Origin of the sequence: Novosphingobium sp. GV079, from assembly GCF_003058045.1 — a bacterium.
In the GTDB taxonomy this organism is placed as follows: Bacteria; Pseudomonadota; Alphaproteobacteria; order Sphingomonadales; family Sphingomonadaceae; genus Novosphingobium; species Novosphingobium capsulatum.
Genome location: NZ_QBUE01000002.1, coordinates 226,154 through 244,239, shown reverse-complemented (window position 1 = coordinate 244,239; position 18,086 = coordinate 226,154). Strand labels below are relative to the sequence as shown.

General features: G+C 68.4%; 16 protein-coding genes. 12 read left to right on the top strand and 4 right to left on the bottom strand.

Annotated elements, in window-relative coordinates; all coding sequences use genetic code 11:
- Positions 1-102: 102 nt before the first annotated feature.
- Positions 103-1,074 carry a thioredoxin-disulfide reductase gene (trxB, locus tag C8K14_RS02995; protein WP_107715646.1) on the top strand — a complete coding sequence of 324 codons (972 nt, stop codon included), beginning with the start codon at positions 103-105 and terminating at the stop codon, positions 1,072-1,074.
- Here the strand turns inward: trxB and C8K14_RS02990 are convergent.
- Genes C8K14_RS02990 through C8K14_RS02975 form a run of 4 tightly spaced genes read right to left on the bottom strand, consistent with a single transcriptional unit; the run spans position 1,071 to position 3,870 of the window.
- Positions 1,071-1,853 (bottom strand): hydrolase 1, exosortase A system-associated, encoded by a 783-nt coding sequence (locus C8K14_RS02990; RefSeq protein WP_107715645.1) that lies wholly within the window; start codon positions 1,851-1,853, stop codon positions 1,071-1,073. The genes trxB and C8K14_RS02990 overlap by 4 nt on opposite strands.
- A complete protein-coding gene (locus C8K14_RS02985; protein ID WP_107715644.1) occupies positions 1,850-2,542 on the bottom strand; it encodes a hypothetical protein in 693 nt (230 codons plus the stop codon). The genes C8K14_RS02990 and C8K14_RS02985 overlap by 4 nt, the downstream gene beginning before the upstream one ends.
- A complete protein-coding gene (locus tag C8K14_RS02980; protein ID WP_054132212.1) occupies positions 2,535-2,810 on the bottom strand; it encodes an acyl carrier protein in 276 nt (91 codons plus the stop codon). Before C8K14_RS02980 ends, C8K14_RS02985 begins: the two co-directional genes overlap by 8 nt.
- 10 nt (positions 2,811-2,820) lie before the next feature.
- Positions 2,821-3,870 carry a GNAT family N-acetyltransferase gene (locus C8K14_RS02975; RefSeq protein WP_233250872.1) on the bottom strand — a complete coding sequence of 350 codons (1,050 nt, stop codon included), beginning with the start codon at positions 3,868-3,870 and terminating at the stop codon, positions 2,821-2,823.
- Between the two features lie 40 nt (positions 3,871-3,910).
- Here C8K14_RS02975 and C8K14_RS02970 point away from each other — a divergent pair, with 40 nt between their 5' ends.
- The 11 genes from C8K14_RS02970 (at position 3,911) to xrtA (ending at position 18,084) form a co-directional block, all read left to right on the top strand.
- Positions 3,911-5,452, top strand: a complete 1,542-nt coding sequence (locus C8K14_RS02970; RefSeq protein WP_107715643.1) for an acyl-CoA ligase (AMP-forming), exosortase A system-associated — start codon at positions 3,911-3,913, stop codon at positions 5,450-5,452.
- A gap of 11 nt (positions 5,453-5,463) precedes the next feature.
- Positions 5,464-6,711: a pyridoxal-dependent decarboxylase, exosortase A system-associated gene (locus C8K14_RS02965; RefSeq protein ID WP_107715642.1), complete on the top strand. Its 1,248-nt coding sequence runs from the start codon at positions 5,464-5,466 to the stop codon at positions 6,709-6,711.
- A 293-nt stretch (positions 6,712-7,004) separates the two neighbouring features.
- Positions 7,005-7,595, top strand: coding sequence for an XrtA/PEP-CTERM system exopolysaccharide export protein (locus C8K14_RS02960; protein ID WP_231627739.1), 591 nt, complete (start codon positions 7,005-7,007; stop codon positions 7,593-7,595).
- Between the two features lie 58 nt (positions 7,596-7,653).
- Entirely contained in the window at positions 7,654-9,171 is a 1,518-nt protein-coding gene (locus C8K14_RS02955; protein WP_107715641.1) for an XrtA system polysaccharide chain length determinant, read from the top strand.
- Between the two features lie 11 nt (positions 9,172-9,182).
- Positions 9,183-10,307, top strand: coding sequence for an AAA family ATPase (locus C8K14_RS02950; RefSeq protein ID WP_107715751.1), 1,125 nt, complete (start codon positions 9,183-9,185; stop codon positions 10,305-10,307).
- Positions 10,304-11,995, top strand: a complete 1,692-nt coding sequence (locus C8K14_RS02945) for a preprotein translocase subunit YajC (protein WP_107715640.1) — start codon at positions 10,304-10,306, stop codon at positions 11,993-11,995. The genes C8K14_RS02950 and C8K14_RS02945 overlap by 4 nt, the downstream gene beginning before the upstream one ends.
- A gap of 22 nt (positions 11,996-12,017) precedes the next feature.
- Positions 12,018-13,298 carry an XrtA/PEP-CTERM system-associated ATPase gene (locus C8K14_RS02940; protein WP_107715639.1) on the top strand — a complete coding sequence of 427 codons (1,281 nt, stop codon included), beginning with the start codon at positions 12,018-12,020 and terminating at the stop codon, positions 13,296-13,298.
- A gap of 17 nt (positions 13,299-13,315) precedes the next feature.
- Complete coding sequence (locus C8K14_RS02935; protein ID WP_107715638.1) at positions 13,316-14,206, top strand: XrtA system polysaccharide deacetylase; 891 nt, start codon at positions 13,316-13,318, stop codon at positions 14,204-14,206.
- Positions 14,203-15,264: a FemAB family XrtA/PEP-CTERM system-associated protein gene (locus C8K14_RS02930; protein ID WP_107715637.1), complete on the top strand. Its 1,062-nt coding sequence runs from the start codon at positions 14,203-14,205 to the stop codon at positions 15,262-15,264. The genes C8K14_RS02935 and C8K14_RS02930 overlap by 4 nt, the downstream gene beginning before the upstream one ends.
- Positions 15,198-16,496 carry a TIGR03087 family PEP-CTERM/XrtA system glycosyltransferase gene (locus tag C8K14_RS02925; RefSeq protein ID WP_369974030.1) on the top strand — a complete coding sequence of 433 codons (1,299 nt, stop codon included), beginning with the start codon at positions 15,198-15,200 and terminating at the stop codon, positions 16,494-16,496. The genes C8K14_RS02930 and C8K14_RS02925 overlap by 67 nt, the downstream gene beginning before the upstream one ends.
- Positions 16,465-18,084 (top strand): exosortase A, encoded by a 1,620-nt coding sequence (gene xrtA / locus C8K14_RS02920; protein WP_233250871.1) that lies wholly within the window; start codon positions 16,465-16,467, stop codon positions 18,082-18,084. Before C8K14_RS02925 ends, xrtA begins: the two co-directional genes overlap by 32 nt.
- The last annotated feature ends 2 nt before the right edge of the window (positions 18,085-18,086 follow it).

The following is an 18,086-nucleotide window of genomic DNA, read 5'->3' as shown; positions in this document are numbered from 1 at the left end:
CCCAGGCGTATCCGCGCCCTGGTTTAAACGCAGGCAAGTTTTGCTTGGGCTGGTGTTTTTCACGACCAGCCCCTATCTCGCGCGCCATCGGAAGGAGTTTCCATGGCGACGACGCACAAGACCCGCATGCTTATCATCGGTTCCGGCCCGGCAGGCCTGACGGCGGCCATCTATGGCGCGCGCGCCGGGATGGAGCCGATCGTGGTGCAGGGGCTACAGCCCGGCGGGCAGCTGACCATCACCACCGATGTCGAAAACTATCCCGGCTTCCGCGACGTGATCCAGGGCCCCTGGCTGATGCAGGAAATGGAAGCGCAGGCGCAGCATGTCGGCACGCGGATGATGTGGGACACCATCACCGATATCGATCTGGCCGGCCCCCCGTTCCGCGCCACGGGTGACAGCGGCGATGTCTATGAAGCCGATACGCTGGTGATCGCCACCGGTGCTCAGGCCAAGTGGCTGGGCGTACCGGGCGAACAGCTGCTGTCGGGCAAGGGTGTTTCGGCCTGCGCCACCTGCGACGGGTTCTTCTATCGCGGCAAGAAGGTGGTGGTGATCGGCGGCGGCAACACTGCCGTGGAAGAAGCACTCTACCTCACCAACCATGCCGAGCATGTCACGCTGATCCACCGTCGCGATGCCTTGCGCGCCGAACGCATCCTGCAGCAGCGCCTGCATGCCCACCCCAAGATCAGCGTGCTGTGGAACAAGGCCGTGGCCGCGTTTTCCGGCGATCCCATGGCTGGCGGCCTCAAGGCGGTGGAACTGGTCGATACGGTGACGGGCGAAGGCAGCCGCGTGGAAACCGACGGCGCGTTCGTCGCCATCGGCCATGCGCCGGCCACCAGCCTGTTTGCCGGCAAGCTCGCGCTCGATGAAAGCGGCTATATCGTGGTTGAACCCGGTACGCCCAAGACTGCCATCCCCGGCGTGTTCGCCTGTGGCGACGTGATGGACCACACCTATCGCCAGGCGGTGACGGCGGCAGGCACCGGCTGCATGGCCGCGCTTGATGCTGAACGCTTTGTGGCAGAGCTGGACTTTGCCACCGGGCAACTGACCCAGGCCTAATCGCCCAGCGCGGCCAGCACCTGGTGCAACAGCCATTCCGGCGCATCGGCAAAGGAATGGCTGGCACCGGGGTGGCAGATCACGCGTGGATCGGCGCCCCAATGGCTGGCAAACAGCTGCGCGGTGCGATCACCTTGCGCGAGCAGAATTGTGACCTTGCCGCGATAGCTGGCCAGCGCAGCGCGCATTTCTTCTGCCAGCGCTGAAGCCGCCTGGGGCGCGGCAGCGGTGCGCAGCCCGCCCGCCAGCTTGCCCAGCGCCACCTTGCCGGCCAGCAGGCGGGCCCATTGGCGCGGATCGGCCAGGCGGCGCAGATAGTGGCGGCGCAGCGCGGCGGCAGAATGAACCGGCGCCGTTTCATTTTCTCCGTCCACCGTCCAGGGATTGGCCAGGATCAGCCCGTCGAGGCCTGGCAGCGTGGCGGCATGGAGCATCAGCGCGCTAGCGGCATCGCAATTGCCCATCGCCACTACCCGCTTTACATGCGGCGCGGCGGCGCGGAATGCGGCCAAGGCGGCGGCAATATCGGGTCCGCTGGCCCGAAAACCCCGGTTTTCGCCTTCGCTATCGCCCACGCCGCGCCGGTCGAAGCGGAACACCGGCACGCCTTCGCGGGCCAGGGCGGCGCCAAGCCAGGCCTGACCGCCCCAGGCACCGCTGCGAATCTCGTTGCCGCCCGATACCAGCAAGAGGCCAGTGGCGCCGCTGGCCAGGCCCATGTCGAGCGTGCCCAGCAACTGTGCGCCCTGGTACGAAAAAGGGATGACGCTGCGGTTCATGTCGCCAGGTCTGCCACGATGCGCGCGGCCAGCGCGGCGGCGAGCGCGGGGGCCGGGGCTGGCTCCTGGCGCAGCCACGGCGCTGCACCGGTCACGCCCAGATCGCCAACCGCGAGCACCTGATGCCCTTCGCCCTGGCTGCGCGAGCCGTGAAGCCCGGCGATCAGCGCCGCGCCACAGCGATAGCCGCCCAGCATGATGCCTGTGGCCCGCCCGGTTTCCAGCAGCGTGGCGGCGGTGGTGTCCTCTCCCTGTGCCCGCGCGGCAAGCATGGCCGCGCGCAGCAGTGGGCGCAGCACGGCCTCGCCATCGAGTGGCGCCAGCGCCCAGCCGGGCAGGGTGGGTGGCGCGACCAGTGCCCCGCCGCGCAGCGCCAGGACATGGCTGGCGTCAAAATGACGCGCCGCCGCCGCCATGGCCGCGCGCCAGGCGTTGAGGCTTTGCGCGGAAAAATCCTGCACGCTTTCCCCGCAGCCGGGCAGATCGGGCAGGATCGCTGCCACGCCCGCCGCGCCCAGATCACGCAGCAACGTGGCGAGCATGGCCCGCGTGCGGTTCATTTCATCAAACAGCGGCGGCACGATCAGCAGCCGCGCCAATGGCGCAGCGCCATCGGTGGCCAGGGCCCATTCGCCGTCCGCCCCCGATCCGGAGCAGGGCCAGCGCAGCGGGCCGAGCGGTTCAGCCACGGCCCTGCTTGCGCGCGACGAAGGCCAGCAGCGCGCCATAGGTTTCGAGCAAATCGCCGTCGATCTCATCCTCTTCCAGGATGAAGCCGAAGCTGTCTTCGAGCGCAGTGAACAGGCCCGCCACCGCCATCGAATCGAGTTCGGGCAGCGCGCCGAACAGCGGCGTCTGTGCCGTGAACGCGGCCACCCGCGCCGGGGCCAGCCCCAGCACATCGGCGAGAAGCGCGCGCAGATCGGCGTCGAGCGAAGCGGGAAGCGTGTCGGTCATGCCTGGCGCCTTACCCATCGCCCGGCGGCGGGGCAAGCAGCGTGCGCCCGGCCAGGCGCCGGGCCAACCCGCGCGCCAGCGCTGGCCAGTGGCGCCAGGCCGCAGGATGGTGCGCGCGCAGCCGCCAGCGGGTGCGCGTGTGGTCCATCCAGTCTGCCTTGTAGGGATCATCGCCCGTGCCGAAATCGATCGCCGCGACGCCATCATGATCGATCACATGGGCAAACAGCGCCGCCGACAGCAGCGTTCCAGGCGACGCGGCGCGCGCATCGTCGCGGTGGGCGAGCTTGTGGATGAACGCGGTGCCGTGCTCCACACTCCACAATTGCGCGGCCACCGGCTGCCCGTCGATTGTTGCCAGGCCCAGCCGCAGCGCGCCAGCCGCGCTTTCGGCCTGGGCAAAGGCGCGCAGCAGTGCAGGGTCGCCCTCTGCCGGTTTCCAGCTGGCGGCATAGACCGCTTCATAGGCGGCCCAGTCGGCCGGATCAAAGCGGGTGGCGACGCGGCATTGCACCGCCCCGCGCGCGCCCTTGCGCCGCACTGTGGCGCGCAGGGCGCCGGGGCGGGTGGCCCACCACTGGGCAAAATCGCGTTCCTGCACGCTCATGTGCCGGTTGACGTGGGCTCGCTCGACTGCAGCAATCCAGCCAGCGGCGCGGAATGCACGCGCCATCCAGCCGGCCTCTGGCGCGGGCAGCGGGGCAAAATCGATCGCGCCATGGGGCGCCAGATCGCGCGCGATGGCGGCCAGCAGCACTTCGGCGCGATCGGGCGCGGTGGTGAGCGGGCGCGCCCAGAAACTGTACCAGTTGGTGCAGGCGGCAAGCCCCTGGGGCGTTGCCAGCAGGGGCAGCGCCAGCATCGCGCCTTCCGCGTGAGCCGCCAAGCCCGGCTCTTCCGCCACGGCCAGGAACGCGCGGCTCGGCGCACGGGCGGCAATCAGCCCCAGCCAGTCTGCCCGGTCAAACGGCCCGGCCGCAGCCCCGCGCGCCATCAGCGCGGCAAGGCGCGGATGGTCTTGCACTTGGGCAAGTTCGGCATGATAGACCCGGCAGGCCACGCTTTGCCTGGTTCCCTTTCCTTGTTCCGTCAGGAGTGCCGTGACGCCTTTGCCCGACCCTGCCGTCTACCCGCTGGACCATCTTGCCCTGCGCGGCAAGCGTGATGCGCCGGCGCTGGTGCTCAAGGATGGGGTGCTTAGCCACGAGGGGTTAAATCAGCGTGTAGGGCAATTGGCCAGTTGGCTGGCGGCCCAGCCTGGGGCAGCGCCAGGCGCGCGGGTGGCGACGTGGCTGGGCAAGGGACTGATCGCCTGCATCATGCCCTTGGCGGCGGTGCGCGCGGGGCTGGTGCATGTGCCGATCAACCCGGTGCTGCGCCGGGCGCAGGCCGCGCATATCCTGGCAGACAGCGGCGCCGCGTTGTTGCTGGGCAATGCCGGCCGGCTGGAAACCCTGCTGCCCGGCGATGCCGCAGCAGCCGCCGTGCATGATGAAGCGGCGGTGCTGGCCGCGCTCGATGCCCAGCAACAGCTGCCACCCTCGGCCGCGCTGCCGCACACCCTGGCGGCGATCCTTTATACCAGCGGTTCCACCGGCAAGCCCAAGGGCGTCATGCTCAGCCAGGCCAACCTGTGGCTCGGCGCGATCAGCGTGGCGCATTACCTGGGGCTTGCGGCCGACGATCGCGTGCTGGCGGTGCTGCCGCTAGCTTTCGATTATGGCCAGAACCAGTTGCTGTCGGCCTGGGCGGCGGGGGGCTGCGCCGTGCCGCTCGATTACCTGATGCCGCGCGATGTGGTGCGCGCAGTGACGCGCCATGGCATCACCACGCTGGCCGGGGTGCCGCCGCTGTGGCTGCAACTGATCGAATGCGCCTGGCCCGAGCATGCCGGGCAAACCTTGCGCCGGCTGACCAACAGCGGCGGGGCGCTCACCCCCGATCTGGTGCGGCGCCTGCGCACGCTGTTTCCCGCCGCGCGCCTGTTTGCGATGTACGGCCTGACCGAGGCGTTCCGCTCCACCTATCTCGATCCAGCGCTGATCGATGCGCACCCCACCGCGATCGGCACGGCGATTCCCTTTGCCGAGGTGATGGTGGTGAGCGATGCCGGCACGGCGGCGGCCGACGGGGAAGAGGGCGAACTGGTTCATGCCGGGCCGCTGGTGGCGCAAGGCTATTGGCAGGACAATGCGCGCACCGCCGAACGCTTTCGCCCGGCGCCGTCGTTTTCGCAGATGGGCGGCATCGCGGTGTGGTCTGGTGACAGGGTGCGGCGCGATGCCCAAGGCCTGCTCCATTTCGTGGGCCGGCGCGACGCCATGATCAAGACCTCGGGCCACCGCGTCAGCCCGCAAGAGGTGGAGGAAGCCGCGCTCGCCACTGGGCTGGTGGCCGAAGTGGTGGCGCTGGGCCTGCCTGATGTGGTGCTGGGCCAGGCGATCCACCTGGTGTGCCGTGCCACGCCCGGCGCGGGGGAAGACGATGCCGCGCTGCGCGCCGCCATGGCCCAGGATGTGCCGGCCTTTATGCTGCCGCGCGCGGTGCACTGGCGCGCGGCGCTGCCGCTTTCGGCCAATGGCAAGCATGATCGCGCCGGGCTTTACGCGGATCTTTACCATGCCTTGACTGGCAGGGCATAAGACCCCGGCAGATGAAACCGCTTGGCCCCATTCCCCCGCATTTCCCCGTCCAGGGGGCAGACCTGATGATCGCCGGGCGCCCGGCGCGCGCCTGGGCGCAGGAGCACGGCACGCCGTTGTTCGTCTATGACGCCGCCGTGGTGCGCGCGCGCGTGGCAGAACTGCGCGCGGCGCTGCCGCCTGCGGTGCGGCTGCACTATGCGGTCAAGGCCAATCCCTTTGGCCCGCTGCTGGCGCTGCTGGCGGGCCTGGTCGATGGGTTTGACATCGCATCGGCCGGGGAACTGGCACTGCTGACCGCGCAGGGCATCGATCCGGCGCATGCCGGTTTTGCCGGGCCGGGCAAGCGCGATGCAGAGATTTCCGCCGCGATCGCTGCCGGTGTGACGCTGCATTGCGAATCCGCGCGCGAGGTGGAGCGCGCCCTGGCGCTGGGCGCTGCCGCCAACCAGCGGCCCCGGCTGGCGATTCGCGTCAATCCCGATTTCGACTTGCGCGGTTCGGGCATGAAGATGGGCGGCGGCGCGCGGCCCTTTGGCGTGGACGCGGAAAATGTGCCGGCGTTGGCCCGCCGCATCGTGGCCGCCGGGGCAGACTGGCGCGGCTTTCACATCTTTGCCGGCAGCCAGGCGCTTGATGCCGAGGCGGTGATCGCCACGCAGGCCGCGACGCTCGACCTGGCGCTGCGCCTGGCGCAGGAGGCGGGCGTACCGCTGCCCGCGCTCAATCTGGGCGGCGGCTTTGGCATTCCCTATTTCCCCGGCGACAGGCCGCTCGATCTGCCCGCCGTGGGCGCGGCCCTGGCGCAGGAGCTGGAGCGCCACGCCGCGCAGCTGCGCGACACGCGGCTGGCGGTGGAACTGGGCCGCTATCTGGTGGGAGAGGCCGGCGTCTATCTGGCGCGGGTGATCGAGCGCAAGGAAAGCCGGGGTGAGGTGTTCCTGGTGACCGATGGCGGGCTGCACCACCAGCTGGCCGCCAGCGGCAATTTCGGCACCGTGGTGCGCCGCAACTATCCGCTGGCGCTGGCCACACGCATGGATGCCCCGGCCGATGAGGTGGCCAGCGTGGTGGGGTGCCTGTGCACCCCGCTCGATCGGCTGGCAGACCGTGCGGCCTTGCCGGTGGCGGCCGAAGGCGATGTGGTGGCGGTGTTCTGTGCCGGTGCCTATGGCGCCACGGCGAGTCCCGCGGCGTTCCTGGGGCATGGTCCGGCGACGGAAATCCTGGCGGAAAGTGCCGCACACACGGTGGGTTAATCTTTGCCCGGGCACCCGTCCCGAATTGGGACCGGGCCACCAAGCGCCTTGTCGGGAAAGCCCGTTGGCAACAAGGATAACCGTATCTTCACCCTTTTTGTCGATAGCCGATGATGAAGGTCGCAGGTCTCCATGGTCCCGATAGGGGACACTACGTGGGCCGGCGCAAGAGCCAGACAAAGGAATCGATTGCGATGCCGTTCCATTCCGGCCCAGCCCTGAACGCCGCACGGCCCGCCGGCCCGCGCAGGCGTCTTGCCCGCCTGGGCCTGGGAACGGCGTGCCTGTCGCTGATGCTCACCGGCTGTGCCGGTGGTGCCCACGGCCCGCAATTGCCGCCCGCCGCGTTCGTGGCGCTGCAGGAAGGGCCGGGCGAGGAATACGTGATCGGCCCGCTCGATGAATTGACCATTTTCGTGTGGCGCAACCCGGAACTGGGTGCCTCGGTGCAGGTGCGGCCCGATGGGCGCATCACCACGCCGCTGATCACCGACATGCCGGCTGTGGGCAAGACGCCCTCGATGCTGGCCGAGGATATCAAGCTGCAGCTGTCGCAGTATATTCAAGAACCGATCGTGTCGGTAATCGTCAACAAGTTCGCCGGCACGTTCAGCCAGCAGGTGCGCATCGTGGGCGCCACCGAAAAGCCGGCTTCGATCCCTTATCGCGCCAACATGACGCTGCTTGACGCGATGATCGCGGTGGGCGGGCTTTCGGAATATGCCGCCGGCAACCGCGCGCGGCTGGTGCGGTTTGACAAGACCACCGGCAAGCAGACCGAATATGCTGTGCGCATCGGCGATCTGTTGCGCAAGGGCGATACCAAGGCCAATGTCATGCTGATGCCCGGTGACGTGATCATCATCCCCGAAAGCACGTTCTGACGATGGCGCGGGGGCACCACACCAGGCCTGCGCCGCACCTGCGGGAGCGCGGCGCGGCATGACCAACATTCTCGATGAAGTGCGCATCGCGCTCTATGGCATCTGGCACCGCCGCTGGCTGGCGCTGGGCGTGGCCTGGCTGGTCTGCCTGCTGGGCTGGCTGGTCGTGGCGATGGTGCCCAATTCCTATGAATCCAAGGCGCGCATCTTCATCCAGATCGACGATGTCCTGTCCGACCAGATCGGCATCGGCGGCAATGCCAAGCAGGATATCGAGCGGGTGCGCCAGACGCTGACCAGTACGGTCAATCTGGAAAAGGTGGTGCGCGCCACCCGCCTGGGCGACAAGGTCACCAACGACAAGCAGATGGAATCGGCCGTGGCGGGGCTGGCCACGCAGATCAAGGTGGTCAGCCAGCAGGACAACCTGTTCGAGATCAGCGCCACATCGGGCCGTGGTTCCTATACCGATGCGCAGAATGCCAAGCTGGCGCAGGACGTGGTGCAGAAGATGATCGATATCTTCCGCGAGGAAAACCTGGCCGGCGGGCGCGGCGAGATGACCGACAGCCTGGCCTTCATGGATCAGCAGCTGGCCGATCGGCAGAAGGACCTGGAGGCGGCCGAGCAGAAGCGCCAGGAGTTCGAAGCCAAGAATGCCGCGCTTATGCCGGGCACAGGCTCGGTCACGGCCAAGCTGGAAGGCGCGCGCACCGAATTGCGCGGGGTGGAATCCGATCTTCTGGCAGCGCAGAGCGCGCTGGCCTCGATCAATGGCCAGCTTTCCGGCACGGCCCCGACGATCACCATTCCTGGCGCCCAGGGTGGCGCGCATGGCGCGCTGGCCCAGGCGCTGGCAGACCTGGCCTCGATGAAGGCGCGCGGGCTGACCGACAGCCATCCCGATGTCCTGGCGGCCAAGGCGCAGATCGCCAGCCTGCAACGGCAGGCCGCCGCCGAAGGCAAGAGTGGTGGCACGCCCAACCCGGCCTATGCCTCGCTGCAGTCGATCAAGGCTGATCGTGAGGCGAGCCTGGTGTCGCTGCAATCGCGCAAGGCCTCGTTGCAACAGGAAATCGGCCAGTTGACCGGCCAGCAATACAGCGAGCCGGCGGTTGCCGCCGAAGCGGCGCGGATCAACCGCGATTATGACGTGCTCAAGGACCAGTACGACAAGCTGCTGCGCGATCGCGAGCAGCTGCGCCTGCGCGGGCAAGTGGAAAGCGAGCACAACTCGGTCAAGTTCGACGTGATCGATCCGCCGAGCACGCCGCGCGGGCCCTCTGCGCCCGATCGGCCGCTGCTGCTGATGCTGGTGCTTGTCGTCGGCCTGGCAGCGGGCTGTGGTGCGGCCTTTGCTATGGCGCAACTGCGTTCGAGCTATGCCACCACGGGCCAGCTGGAGCGGGCCACGGGCATGATCGTACTGGGCTCGGTGTCGCTGACGCAGACCGCCGCAGCGCGGGCGCGGCAGTGGAAGCAGCTGAAACTGTTCGGTGGTGCCACGGCTGGCCTAGTGCTGGTATTGTTCGTGCTGCTGGCCGTGGAATTCATGAAGCGGCGGATGGTGGCATGAGGGTGCAGGACATGACGGACCAGAGCAACACGCCCCAGCCGCCGGAAGATAGGCCGCCCGAAAGCGAGCCACGCAAGGCTGGCCCTTCGCTGATCGAGCGGGCGGCCGGGACGTTCGATTTCCGCCAGCACCTGCGCGCGCCGGTGCTGCCGCCCGTGCCGCCGGCTCCTGCCGCTCCGGTGGCTGCATCGCTAGCGCCCGCCGCTCCGATGGCCGAGCCGGTTCAGCCCGAAGTGCCCGCGCCCGAAGCCGCCGAGCCAGCACCCGCTGCCCCGTTCGCACCCGAGGGCGCGCAGGTGTTCGTTCCGGCCAGTGCCGATGCCGCGCCGGCTGATCCCGGCACGCCGGCGCCCTTTGCCAATCCGGCGCTGGAAGGCATTCCCTCGCGCCAGCGCTTCAAGAAGGCGCCGCAGCCGATCGATCGCCGCCTGCTGCGCGAGCAGTGCCTGATCGAGCCGGAAGGCCAGGTCAGCGCGCTGTTGGAAGAGTTCCGCATCGTCAAGCGGCAGTTGTTGTTGCAAGCCGCCGATTCGCGCGCCGGCCGCACTGCCCGCCATGGCGAGCGCATTCTGGTCTGCTCTGCCCATCCAGGCGAGGGCAAGACGTTCTGCGCGGTGAACCTGGCGCTGTCGATCGCGGCGGAAAAGGACAACGAAGTGCTGCTGGTCGACGCCGACTTTGCCAAGCCTTCGGTGCTGTCCACGCTTGGACTACCGGGCGGGCCGGGGCTGATGGATGCGCTGGCCGATCCCGAAGTGATGGTGGAGGAATGCATCATTCCCACCGACATTCCTGGTCTTTCGGTGCTGCCGGCGGGCAACCAGACCGGCTCTGACACGGAATACCTGGCTTCGGTCCGCACCCGCGCGATCCTTGACCGGCTGACCGCGCAGTCACCCAATCGCATCGTCATTTTCGATAGCCCGCCGGCGCTGGCAGCCTCGCCGGCATCGGAACTGGCCATGCACGTGGGCCAGGCGGTGATGGTCGTGCGCGCCGACGTGACCGGCGAGGCCGCGCTGCGCGATGCCGTCGGCATCCTGTCGGGCTGCGCGGACATCAAGCTTTTGCTCAACGGCACGCGGTTTTCGCCCACCGGGCGGCGCTTTGGCACCTATTACGGATACAAGGAATGAAACGCGCGCGTTCCCTTATCCTGGGCGGTCTGCTGGCCGGCTCTTGCCTGGCGGGCGCGACGGCGGCCGAGGCACAGGTTCTGCCCTATCAGGTGGGCAGCGACGATCGCCCCGCTGCGCCTTCCGGTGGCGGCAGCGATGGGCACGGCAGCGCACGCGGCGTGGGTTCGGGCGTGCGCACTACGATCCGTCCTTATCTGGAAGTGACGCAGAACCTGCTGGCGCAGATCACGCCGGGCAACGACGTGGTGACCTATACCGCGCTGGCCGCCGGGGTGGATGCCACGCTGGCCGGGCGACGCACGCAGGGCCAGATTTCGGTGCGCTATGAACGTCGCTTTGTCGAAAAGGGGCAGGTTGGCGATTCCGACACGATTTCCGGCCTGGCGCGCGTCTCGCACCAGTTGATCCCGCGCACGCTGAGCATCGATGCCGGTGCCCTTGCCGCGCGCACCCGGGTGGAGGCCAATGGTTCGGCCTCGCTCAACCCGCTGTCGGTCAACGATGCGATCAGCCAGGTCTATTCGGTCTATGCCGGACCGAACCTGACGACCCATGCCGGCGACGTGGCGATCAATGCCAACTACCTGGCCGGCTATACCAAGCTGACGCAGAAGAACGCCTATCAGCCTGCCGCTGGGCAACCGCGCATCGACCTGTTCAACCATTCGCTGATGCAATCGGCGCAGGTTTCGGCCGGGACCAAGGCCGGCACGGTGCTGCCGGTCGGCCTGGTCGCCAGCGCCGGGTGGGACCGTGAAGATATCTCCAACCTCGATCAGCGCATCGACGACAAGCGCGCCGGCGTGCAGGCAACCTTGCCGGTGAGCCGCACAGTGCAACTGGTGGGCGACGTGGGCTGGGAGCATATCCGCGTTTCGTCACGCGATGCGCTGCGCGATGCCAATGGCAACCCGGTGATCGGTAGCGATGGCCGCTATGTCACCGACAAGAGCCAGCCGCGCCGCATCGCCTATGACAGCGACGGGCTGACCTGGGACGTGGGCGTGATGTGGCGGCCGAGCCGGCGCACGTCGCTCTCTGCCTTTATCGGCCGCCGCTATGACAGCACGACCTATTTCGGCAGCTTTTCCTATGCGCCCAACACGCGCAGCTCGCTCAACATCTCGGTGTTCGATGGCATTTCCGGTTTCGGATCGAGCCTGTCGAACGCGCTGCGCCAGGTGCCGACCGATTTTGCTGCGGGCGGCGCGACCGGCTGCGGCATCGGGGCGACGGGCGGTTCGTGCGTCAACGGCGCGCTGTCGTCGGTATCGTCCTCGGTCTTCCGCCAGCGCGGGGTGAGCGCGACCTATGGCTTTGCCATGGGCCGGCTGCGCCTGGGCGTGGGCGCGGGCTATGTCCGCCGCCGCTTCATTGCCGCGCCGGGCACGGTGCTGGCCCAAGCCAATGGCACGATGGACCAGAACTGGTACGTGACTGGCGGAGTTTCGGGCCAGCTGGGCCGCGATGCCAGCTTCAGCGTGGCGGTTTACGATGCCTGGTACGATAGTGGCACCGCGCTGTTGGGAACGACCAATTCCTATGGCATTTATGCATCTTACTATCGCCGCCTGGCCGATCGTCTCACCGCAACGGCTTCGGTTGGGCTTGACGGGGTGAGCCGCGATCTGGCTGCGGACCAATTGGAAGCGACAGGCCTGATCGGCCTGCGCTACACGCTTTGACGGTTCTGGAGGCGTAACGCCGATGTACGATGACTTTTACCGCCTTTCGGCCCGTCCGTTCCAGCTGACGCCCGATCCCGATTTCTATTTCGAAAGCGCCACGCACAAGAAGGCGCTATCATACTTGGGCTATGGCCTGGCGCAGGGTGAGGGCTTCATCGTCATCACCGGCGAGGTGGGCGCGGGCAAATCGACGCTGGCGGCGCACCTGCTGGCCAGCATCGACCGTGCGCAATTGACCGCCGCGCAGATCGTGACCAGCAAGCTCGATGGCCAGGAGCTGGTGCACATGGCCGCGCGCGCGTTTGGCCTGGATGTGGCCGGGCACGACAAGGCCGCCGCCCTGGCCCGGATCGAGGCGTTCCTGCATGACGAGGCCCGCGCCGGGCGGCGCTGCCTGCTGGTGGTGGACGAGGCGCAGAACCTGAGCGTGGAAGCGCTGGAAGAGCTGCGCATGCTGTCGAACTTCCAGCTCGGCGCGCATCCGCTGTTGCAGATCCTGCTGCTGGGCCAGCCCGAATTCCGCACGCTGCTGCAACAGTCGCCCCGGCTGGAACAACTGCGCCAGCGCGTGATCGCCACGCACCATCTGGCGCCGATGGAGCCCGAAGAAGTCGGCCCCTATGTCGAGCATCGCCTGGTGCGCGCGGGATGGAACGGCAACCCGGCGTTCGAGCCGCGCTTCTTTGCCGATCTTGCCCGCGCCAGCGGCGGCGTGCCGCGCCGGGTGAACCAGATCTTGAGCCGCGTCTTGCTGGCCGGCGCCCTGGAGCAGGCGAGCCGGATCGAGGCCGGGCTGCTGCATGCCGTGCTGGATGACATGGCGTCTGACAGCGCCGTTTCGGTGGAAAGCGCGCCGGCGCCCGCCGCTGCCCCGGCCGCTGCTTCGTCTGCCATGCCCGAGGCGGCATCGTCGCAGGCACTGGGGCTGACGGCCGATACCTTCCACGGCGAAGGGCAGGGCCAGGCCAAGCCTGAGGGCGACGGCAGCCGCACCACGCGCCACGATTTCGATCTCGCCGCGATCGAGGCGGCCATGGCCAGCCGCGACGAGCAGATCGCCGAACTGCAGCAGGCGGTGATCGAAGTGGCCGAAATGCGCGCGGCCCACGGTGACGAAGCCGCTGCGGCCGAGGCCGATGGCACGGCGCGCACCGAGGCGCTGGAAGCCGCGCTGAGCGATGCCGCCGCGCGCATCGGCGTGCTGGAGCATCGCCTGGCCGAGCAGGAGCAGGCCATTCGCCACGTGCTGACCATGCTGATCGAATGGTTCGAGACTGACCGCCCCAAGCGCGCGGCCTGAACGAAAGCAGCCCATCCATGTCTGCGCCTGTCATCAATGGCCTGTCGGTCGATGTTGAGGAATGGTTTCAGGTTGGCGCCTTTGAAAAGGTGATCGACCGCGCCGCCTGGGATGGGCTGGATTCGCGGGTGGAGCGCAACGTCCAGACCATTCTGGCGATGTTTGCCGCTACCGGCGCCAAGGGCACGTTCTTCACGCTGGGCTGGGTGGCGCAGCGCCATCCCACGCTGGTGCGCGCCATTGCCGATGCCGGGCACGAGGTGGCTAGTCACGGCTGGGATCATCAGCGTGTATTCACGATGGACGCGGCACAGTTTGCCGCCGATCTGGCGCGCGCGCGCGATGCGTTGGAACAGGCGAGCGGGCAGGCCGTGACGGGCTATCGCGCACCGAGCTTTTCGATCGATGCACGCACGCCCTGGGCGCACGAAGTGCTGGCGCAGGCCGGCTATGCCTATTCCTCTTCCGTGGCGCCGATCGTTCACGATCACTATGGCTGGCGCGAGGCGCCGCGCTTTGCATTTCGCCCTGTGCCGGGCAGTGCCCTGCTGGAAATTCCGGTGACGACGGCCGAAGTGGCCGGGCGGCGCATGGCGGCGGGTGGTGGCGGCTTTTTCCGCCTGCTGCCCTATGGCGTGTCATCCTGGGCGGTGCGGCAGGTCAATGCTGCTGGGCGCCCGGCGGCGTTCTATTTCCATCCCTGGGAAATCGATCCCGATCAGCCGCGCCGCGCCGATGCGCCATGGCGTTCGCGCTTTCGCCATTACACCAACCTTTCAGCCATGGCCGGCAAGCTGGAGCGGCTGCTGCGTGATTTTTCCTGGGGGCGGATGGACGCAGTGGCGCGAGCCGAAGCCGCCTGGGTGGCCAGCCGTGACGCGGCGCTGCCCGCAGCGGCGGCGGCATGAACGCGCCGTTCCGCCTGGCCGCGCCGCAAGTGCGCGAGGCGCAGGCGGCCGATCTGGACGCCTATGTCCGTTTCCTGGCCGGGCAGGACCATGCGACCGTTTTTCATGATCCCCGCTGGCTTGATGGCGTGGCGCGCGGCAGCGGCCATGCCAGCCGCCTGTTGCTGGCCGAACAGGCCGGCGTCATCGTCGCGGCGCTGCCGCTGCATGCCGTATCGTCGTGGCTGTTTGGGCGTGCGCTGGTCTCGACCGGCTTTGCCGTGGGCGGCGGGGTGGTGGGCGACGAGGCCGCCGCGCCCGCGCTGATCGGCGCCGCGCAGGATCTGGCGCGCCAGCTCAACAGCCCGACGATCGAACTGCGCGGAGGGGTGCTGCCGCAAGGGCCGGATTGGCATGTGAAGCACGACAGCCACGCCGGCTTCGTCATGCCGCTGGCGGCGGACGATGCGGCGCAGTTGCAGGCCGTGCCGCGCAAACAGCGCGCCGAACTGCGCAAGGGCCTGGCCCAGCCGCTGGAAATTCGCACCGGGAACAGCGCGCAGGATCGCGCCTGGCACTACCGCGTGTATGCCGAATCCGTGCGCAACCTGGGCACGCCGGTGTTCCCGCGCCGGTTGTTTGCCAGCGTGCTCGACGCCTTTGGCGATGATGCCGATATCCTGACCGTGCTGCACCAGGGGCAGCCGGTGGCCAGCGTGCTCAGTCTTTATCACCGCGGCGCGGTCATGCCCTATTGGGGCGGCGGAGTGTTTGCCGCGCGGGCCCTGCGCGCCAACGACGTGATGTATCACGCGCTGATGAACCACGCGCGCCGGCGTGGCATGACGCACTTCGATTTCGGCCGCTCCAAGGTGGATTCGGGCGCCTATCACTTCAAGCGCAACTGGGGCTTCGTGCCCCAGCCGCTGTCCTATGCGCAGTGGACTGCCGATGGGCAGGCACGGCGCGACGTCAACCCGCTGAGCCCGCGCTACCAGGCCAAGATTCGCTTGTGGCAGAAGCTGCCACTGCCCGTGGCCAACCTGATCGGGCCGGTGATCGCGCGCGGGCTGGCCTGACGGGCATGGGCGAAATCCTGTTCCTTGCGCACCGCATCCCGTTCCCGCCCGACCGGGGCGACAAGATTCGCTCGCACCACATCCTCAAGGCCCTGGCCGCGCTGGCGCCGGTGCACGTGGCGTGCCTCGCCGACAATGCCCAGGACATGGCGCACGAAGCGGAACTGGCGGCCGTCGCGGCAAGCCATTGCCTGGTGCGGCGGCGCGGATCGCTGATCGGTGCCGGGCTTTCGGCCATGCTTTCGGGCCGGCCGATCAGCCTGGCAGCGTTCGCGTCCACCCGGCTGGCGCGCTATGTGAAGCAGGTACTGGCAACCCGGCCGATCTCGACGATCTTTGTGTTTTCCGGGCAGATGGCGCAATACGTGCCGGTCTCGTTCCTGGGCCGGGTGGTCATGGACTTTGTCGACGTGGATTCAGCCAAGTTCGGCCAATATGGCCGGCGCCCCGGGCTGGGCGCGCCGGTCTATCTGCGCGAGGCGTGGTTGCTGCGCCGCTATGAGGCGCGGATTGCGCGGCGCGCCACCACCAGCTTGCTGGTGAGCGAGGCGGAAGCAGACCTGCTGCGCAGCCGCCTGGGCCGGGGGCCGATCCCCGACGTGCGGGCGCTGGGCAACGGCATCGATACCGCGCTGTTCGATCCGGCGGGTATTCCGATGGCGCCCGAGCTGGTCATGGGCGGGCCGCAGATCGTGTTTACCGGGCAGATGGACTATCCCCCCAATGTGGAGGCGGTGGTCACCTTTGCACGGCAGGTCATGCCGCTGATCAAGGGGCGCTTTCCCGGCGCGCAGTTCAATGTGGTGGGCCGCGCGCCGACCGCGCCCGTCTTGGCGCTCGATGGCGTGAATGGCACGCGGGTGACCGGCGCGGTGCCTGATGTGCGCCCCTGGCTGGCCGGGGCCGATCTGGTCGTGGTGCCGCTGACCCTGGCGCGCGGGGTGCAGAACAAGGTGCTGGAAGCCATGGCCATGGCCCGCCCGGTGCTGCTTACCCCGCAAGCCGCCACCGGCATTGCCGCTGCGGACGGGCGCGACTTTGCCATTTCGCCGGCCGACCCCGAAGAATTGGCGGCACGCGCCGTGGGCTTGCTGACCGACACGATCCGCGCCGATGCCCTGGGCCGCGCCGCGCGTGCATTCGTCATCGCGCAGTGCGGGTGGGACCGGGTGCTGGCGCCGTTGCCTGGCCTGGTTGGCCTTGATCGCCGGTTTGGCCGCCGTGCGGCTTGAAAACCCCTCCGTCGGGCCTGCGGCCCGCCACCTCCCCACGAGTGGGGAGGATCACGTATCCTCGCTCGCTGTGCGCGATGGGGCGGCCACCGGTGTTGTGCCCTGGGTCATGCTGGGCTTGTGCTGGCTGGGCCTGATCGGTTTGTTCCATGCCGATTGGCTGGCGATGGCGGGGCAGTGGTGGGATAGCTCCACCTATAACCACATCCTGCTGGTGCCGGCGATCCTGGCGTGGTTGGTGTCGATGCGCTGGCCCGCGCTGCAGCAGATTGCGGCGCAAGGCTGGTGGCCGGGTCTGGTGATGTTTGCCGGGGCGGCGTTCCTGTGGATGCTGGGGGACTTCGCCGGTTTCTCCTTGGTGACGCAGACAGCTTGCGTGGTGATGCTGCAGGCCAGCTTCCTGGCGATCATGGGGCCGCGCCTGGGCGCGGCGCTGCTGTTTCCGCTGGCCTATATGCTGTTCCTGGTGCCGTTCGGGGATGAACTGATCCCACTGCTGCAGATCGTGACGGCGCGGATCGTCATGGTACTGTTGCACCTGGTGGGCATTCCTGCTGCACTCGATGGCGTGTTCATCACCACGCCGGCGGGCTATTTCAAGGTGGCCGAGGCCTGTTCGGGGGTGAAGTTCCTGATCGCCATGGTCGCCTATGGCGTGCTGGTGTGCCAGGTGTGCTTTCGCCGCTGGCCGCGCCGCGCCGCGTTCATGGCCATGGCCCTGATCGTGCCGATCCTGGCCAACGGGGTGCGCGCCTGGGGCACTATCGTGATTGCCGGTTGGCGCGGTATCCAGTTTGCCGCCGGGTTTGACCATGTGTTTTACGGCTGGGTGTTCTTTGCCGTGGTCATGGCGCTGACCATGCTAGCCGGCTGGCCGTTCTTCGATCGGGCACGGGATGATCCGCCGGTGTCTGTCGCCGCGATCCTGGCCGATCGACGCCTGGCCTGGGCGGCGCGGGCACGCGTGGGGCAGGGGCTCGCGCTGGGTGTGCTGGCCGCGTTGGCGCTGGCGTTCGTGGGCTGGGGCGCGGCGGCAGGGCGCCTGGCTGCGCCACTGCCAGCCCGTATCGACCTGCCGGCCGTTCCCGGCTGGCACCGCGTGGCAGCGCCGGGCGGCTGGCCCTGGCAGCCGCGCCATGGCGGCGCCGATCATCGTCTGCTCGGCCGCTATGCCGATGATGCCGGCCATGTCGTGGACGTGTCGTTTGCGCTCTACGCCGGGCAGGGGGATGGGCGCGAGGCGGGTGGTTTTGGCGAAGGGGCCGTGCCGCCGGGCAGCGGCTGGGCCTGGGAAAAGCCGGCGCCAAGCATCGCCGGTGGCAAGGGTGACATGATCCAGGCGCCTGGCCCGGTGCACCGCCTGGCGATGACCTGGTATCGCACCGATGGCTGGCTGGGCAGCAGCAACATGGCGCTCAAGCTGTGGAACATTGCTGACCGGCTCTTGCTGCGCGCGCGGCCCACGGCCACGCTGATTCTGTCGAGCGAAGACAATGCCGGGGCGCCCGCCGCGCCGGCCCTGGCCGCTTTCGTGGCGGCCACCGGGCCGCTGGACCGCTGGATCGATACCGTTTCGCGCGGGCAATAGGG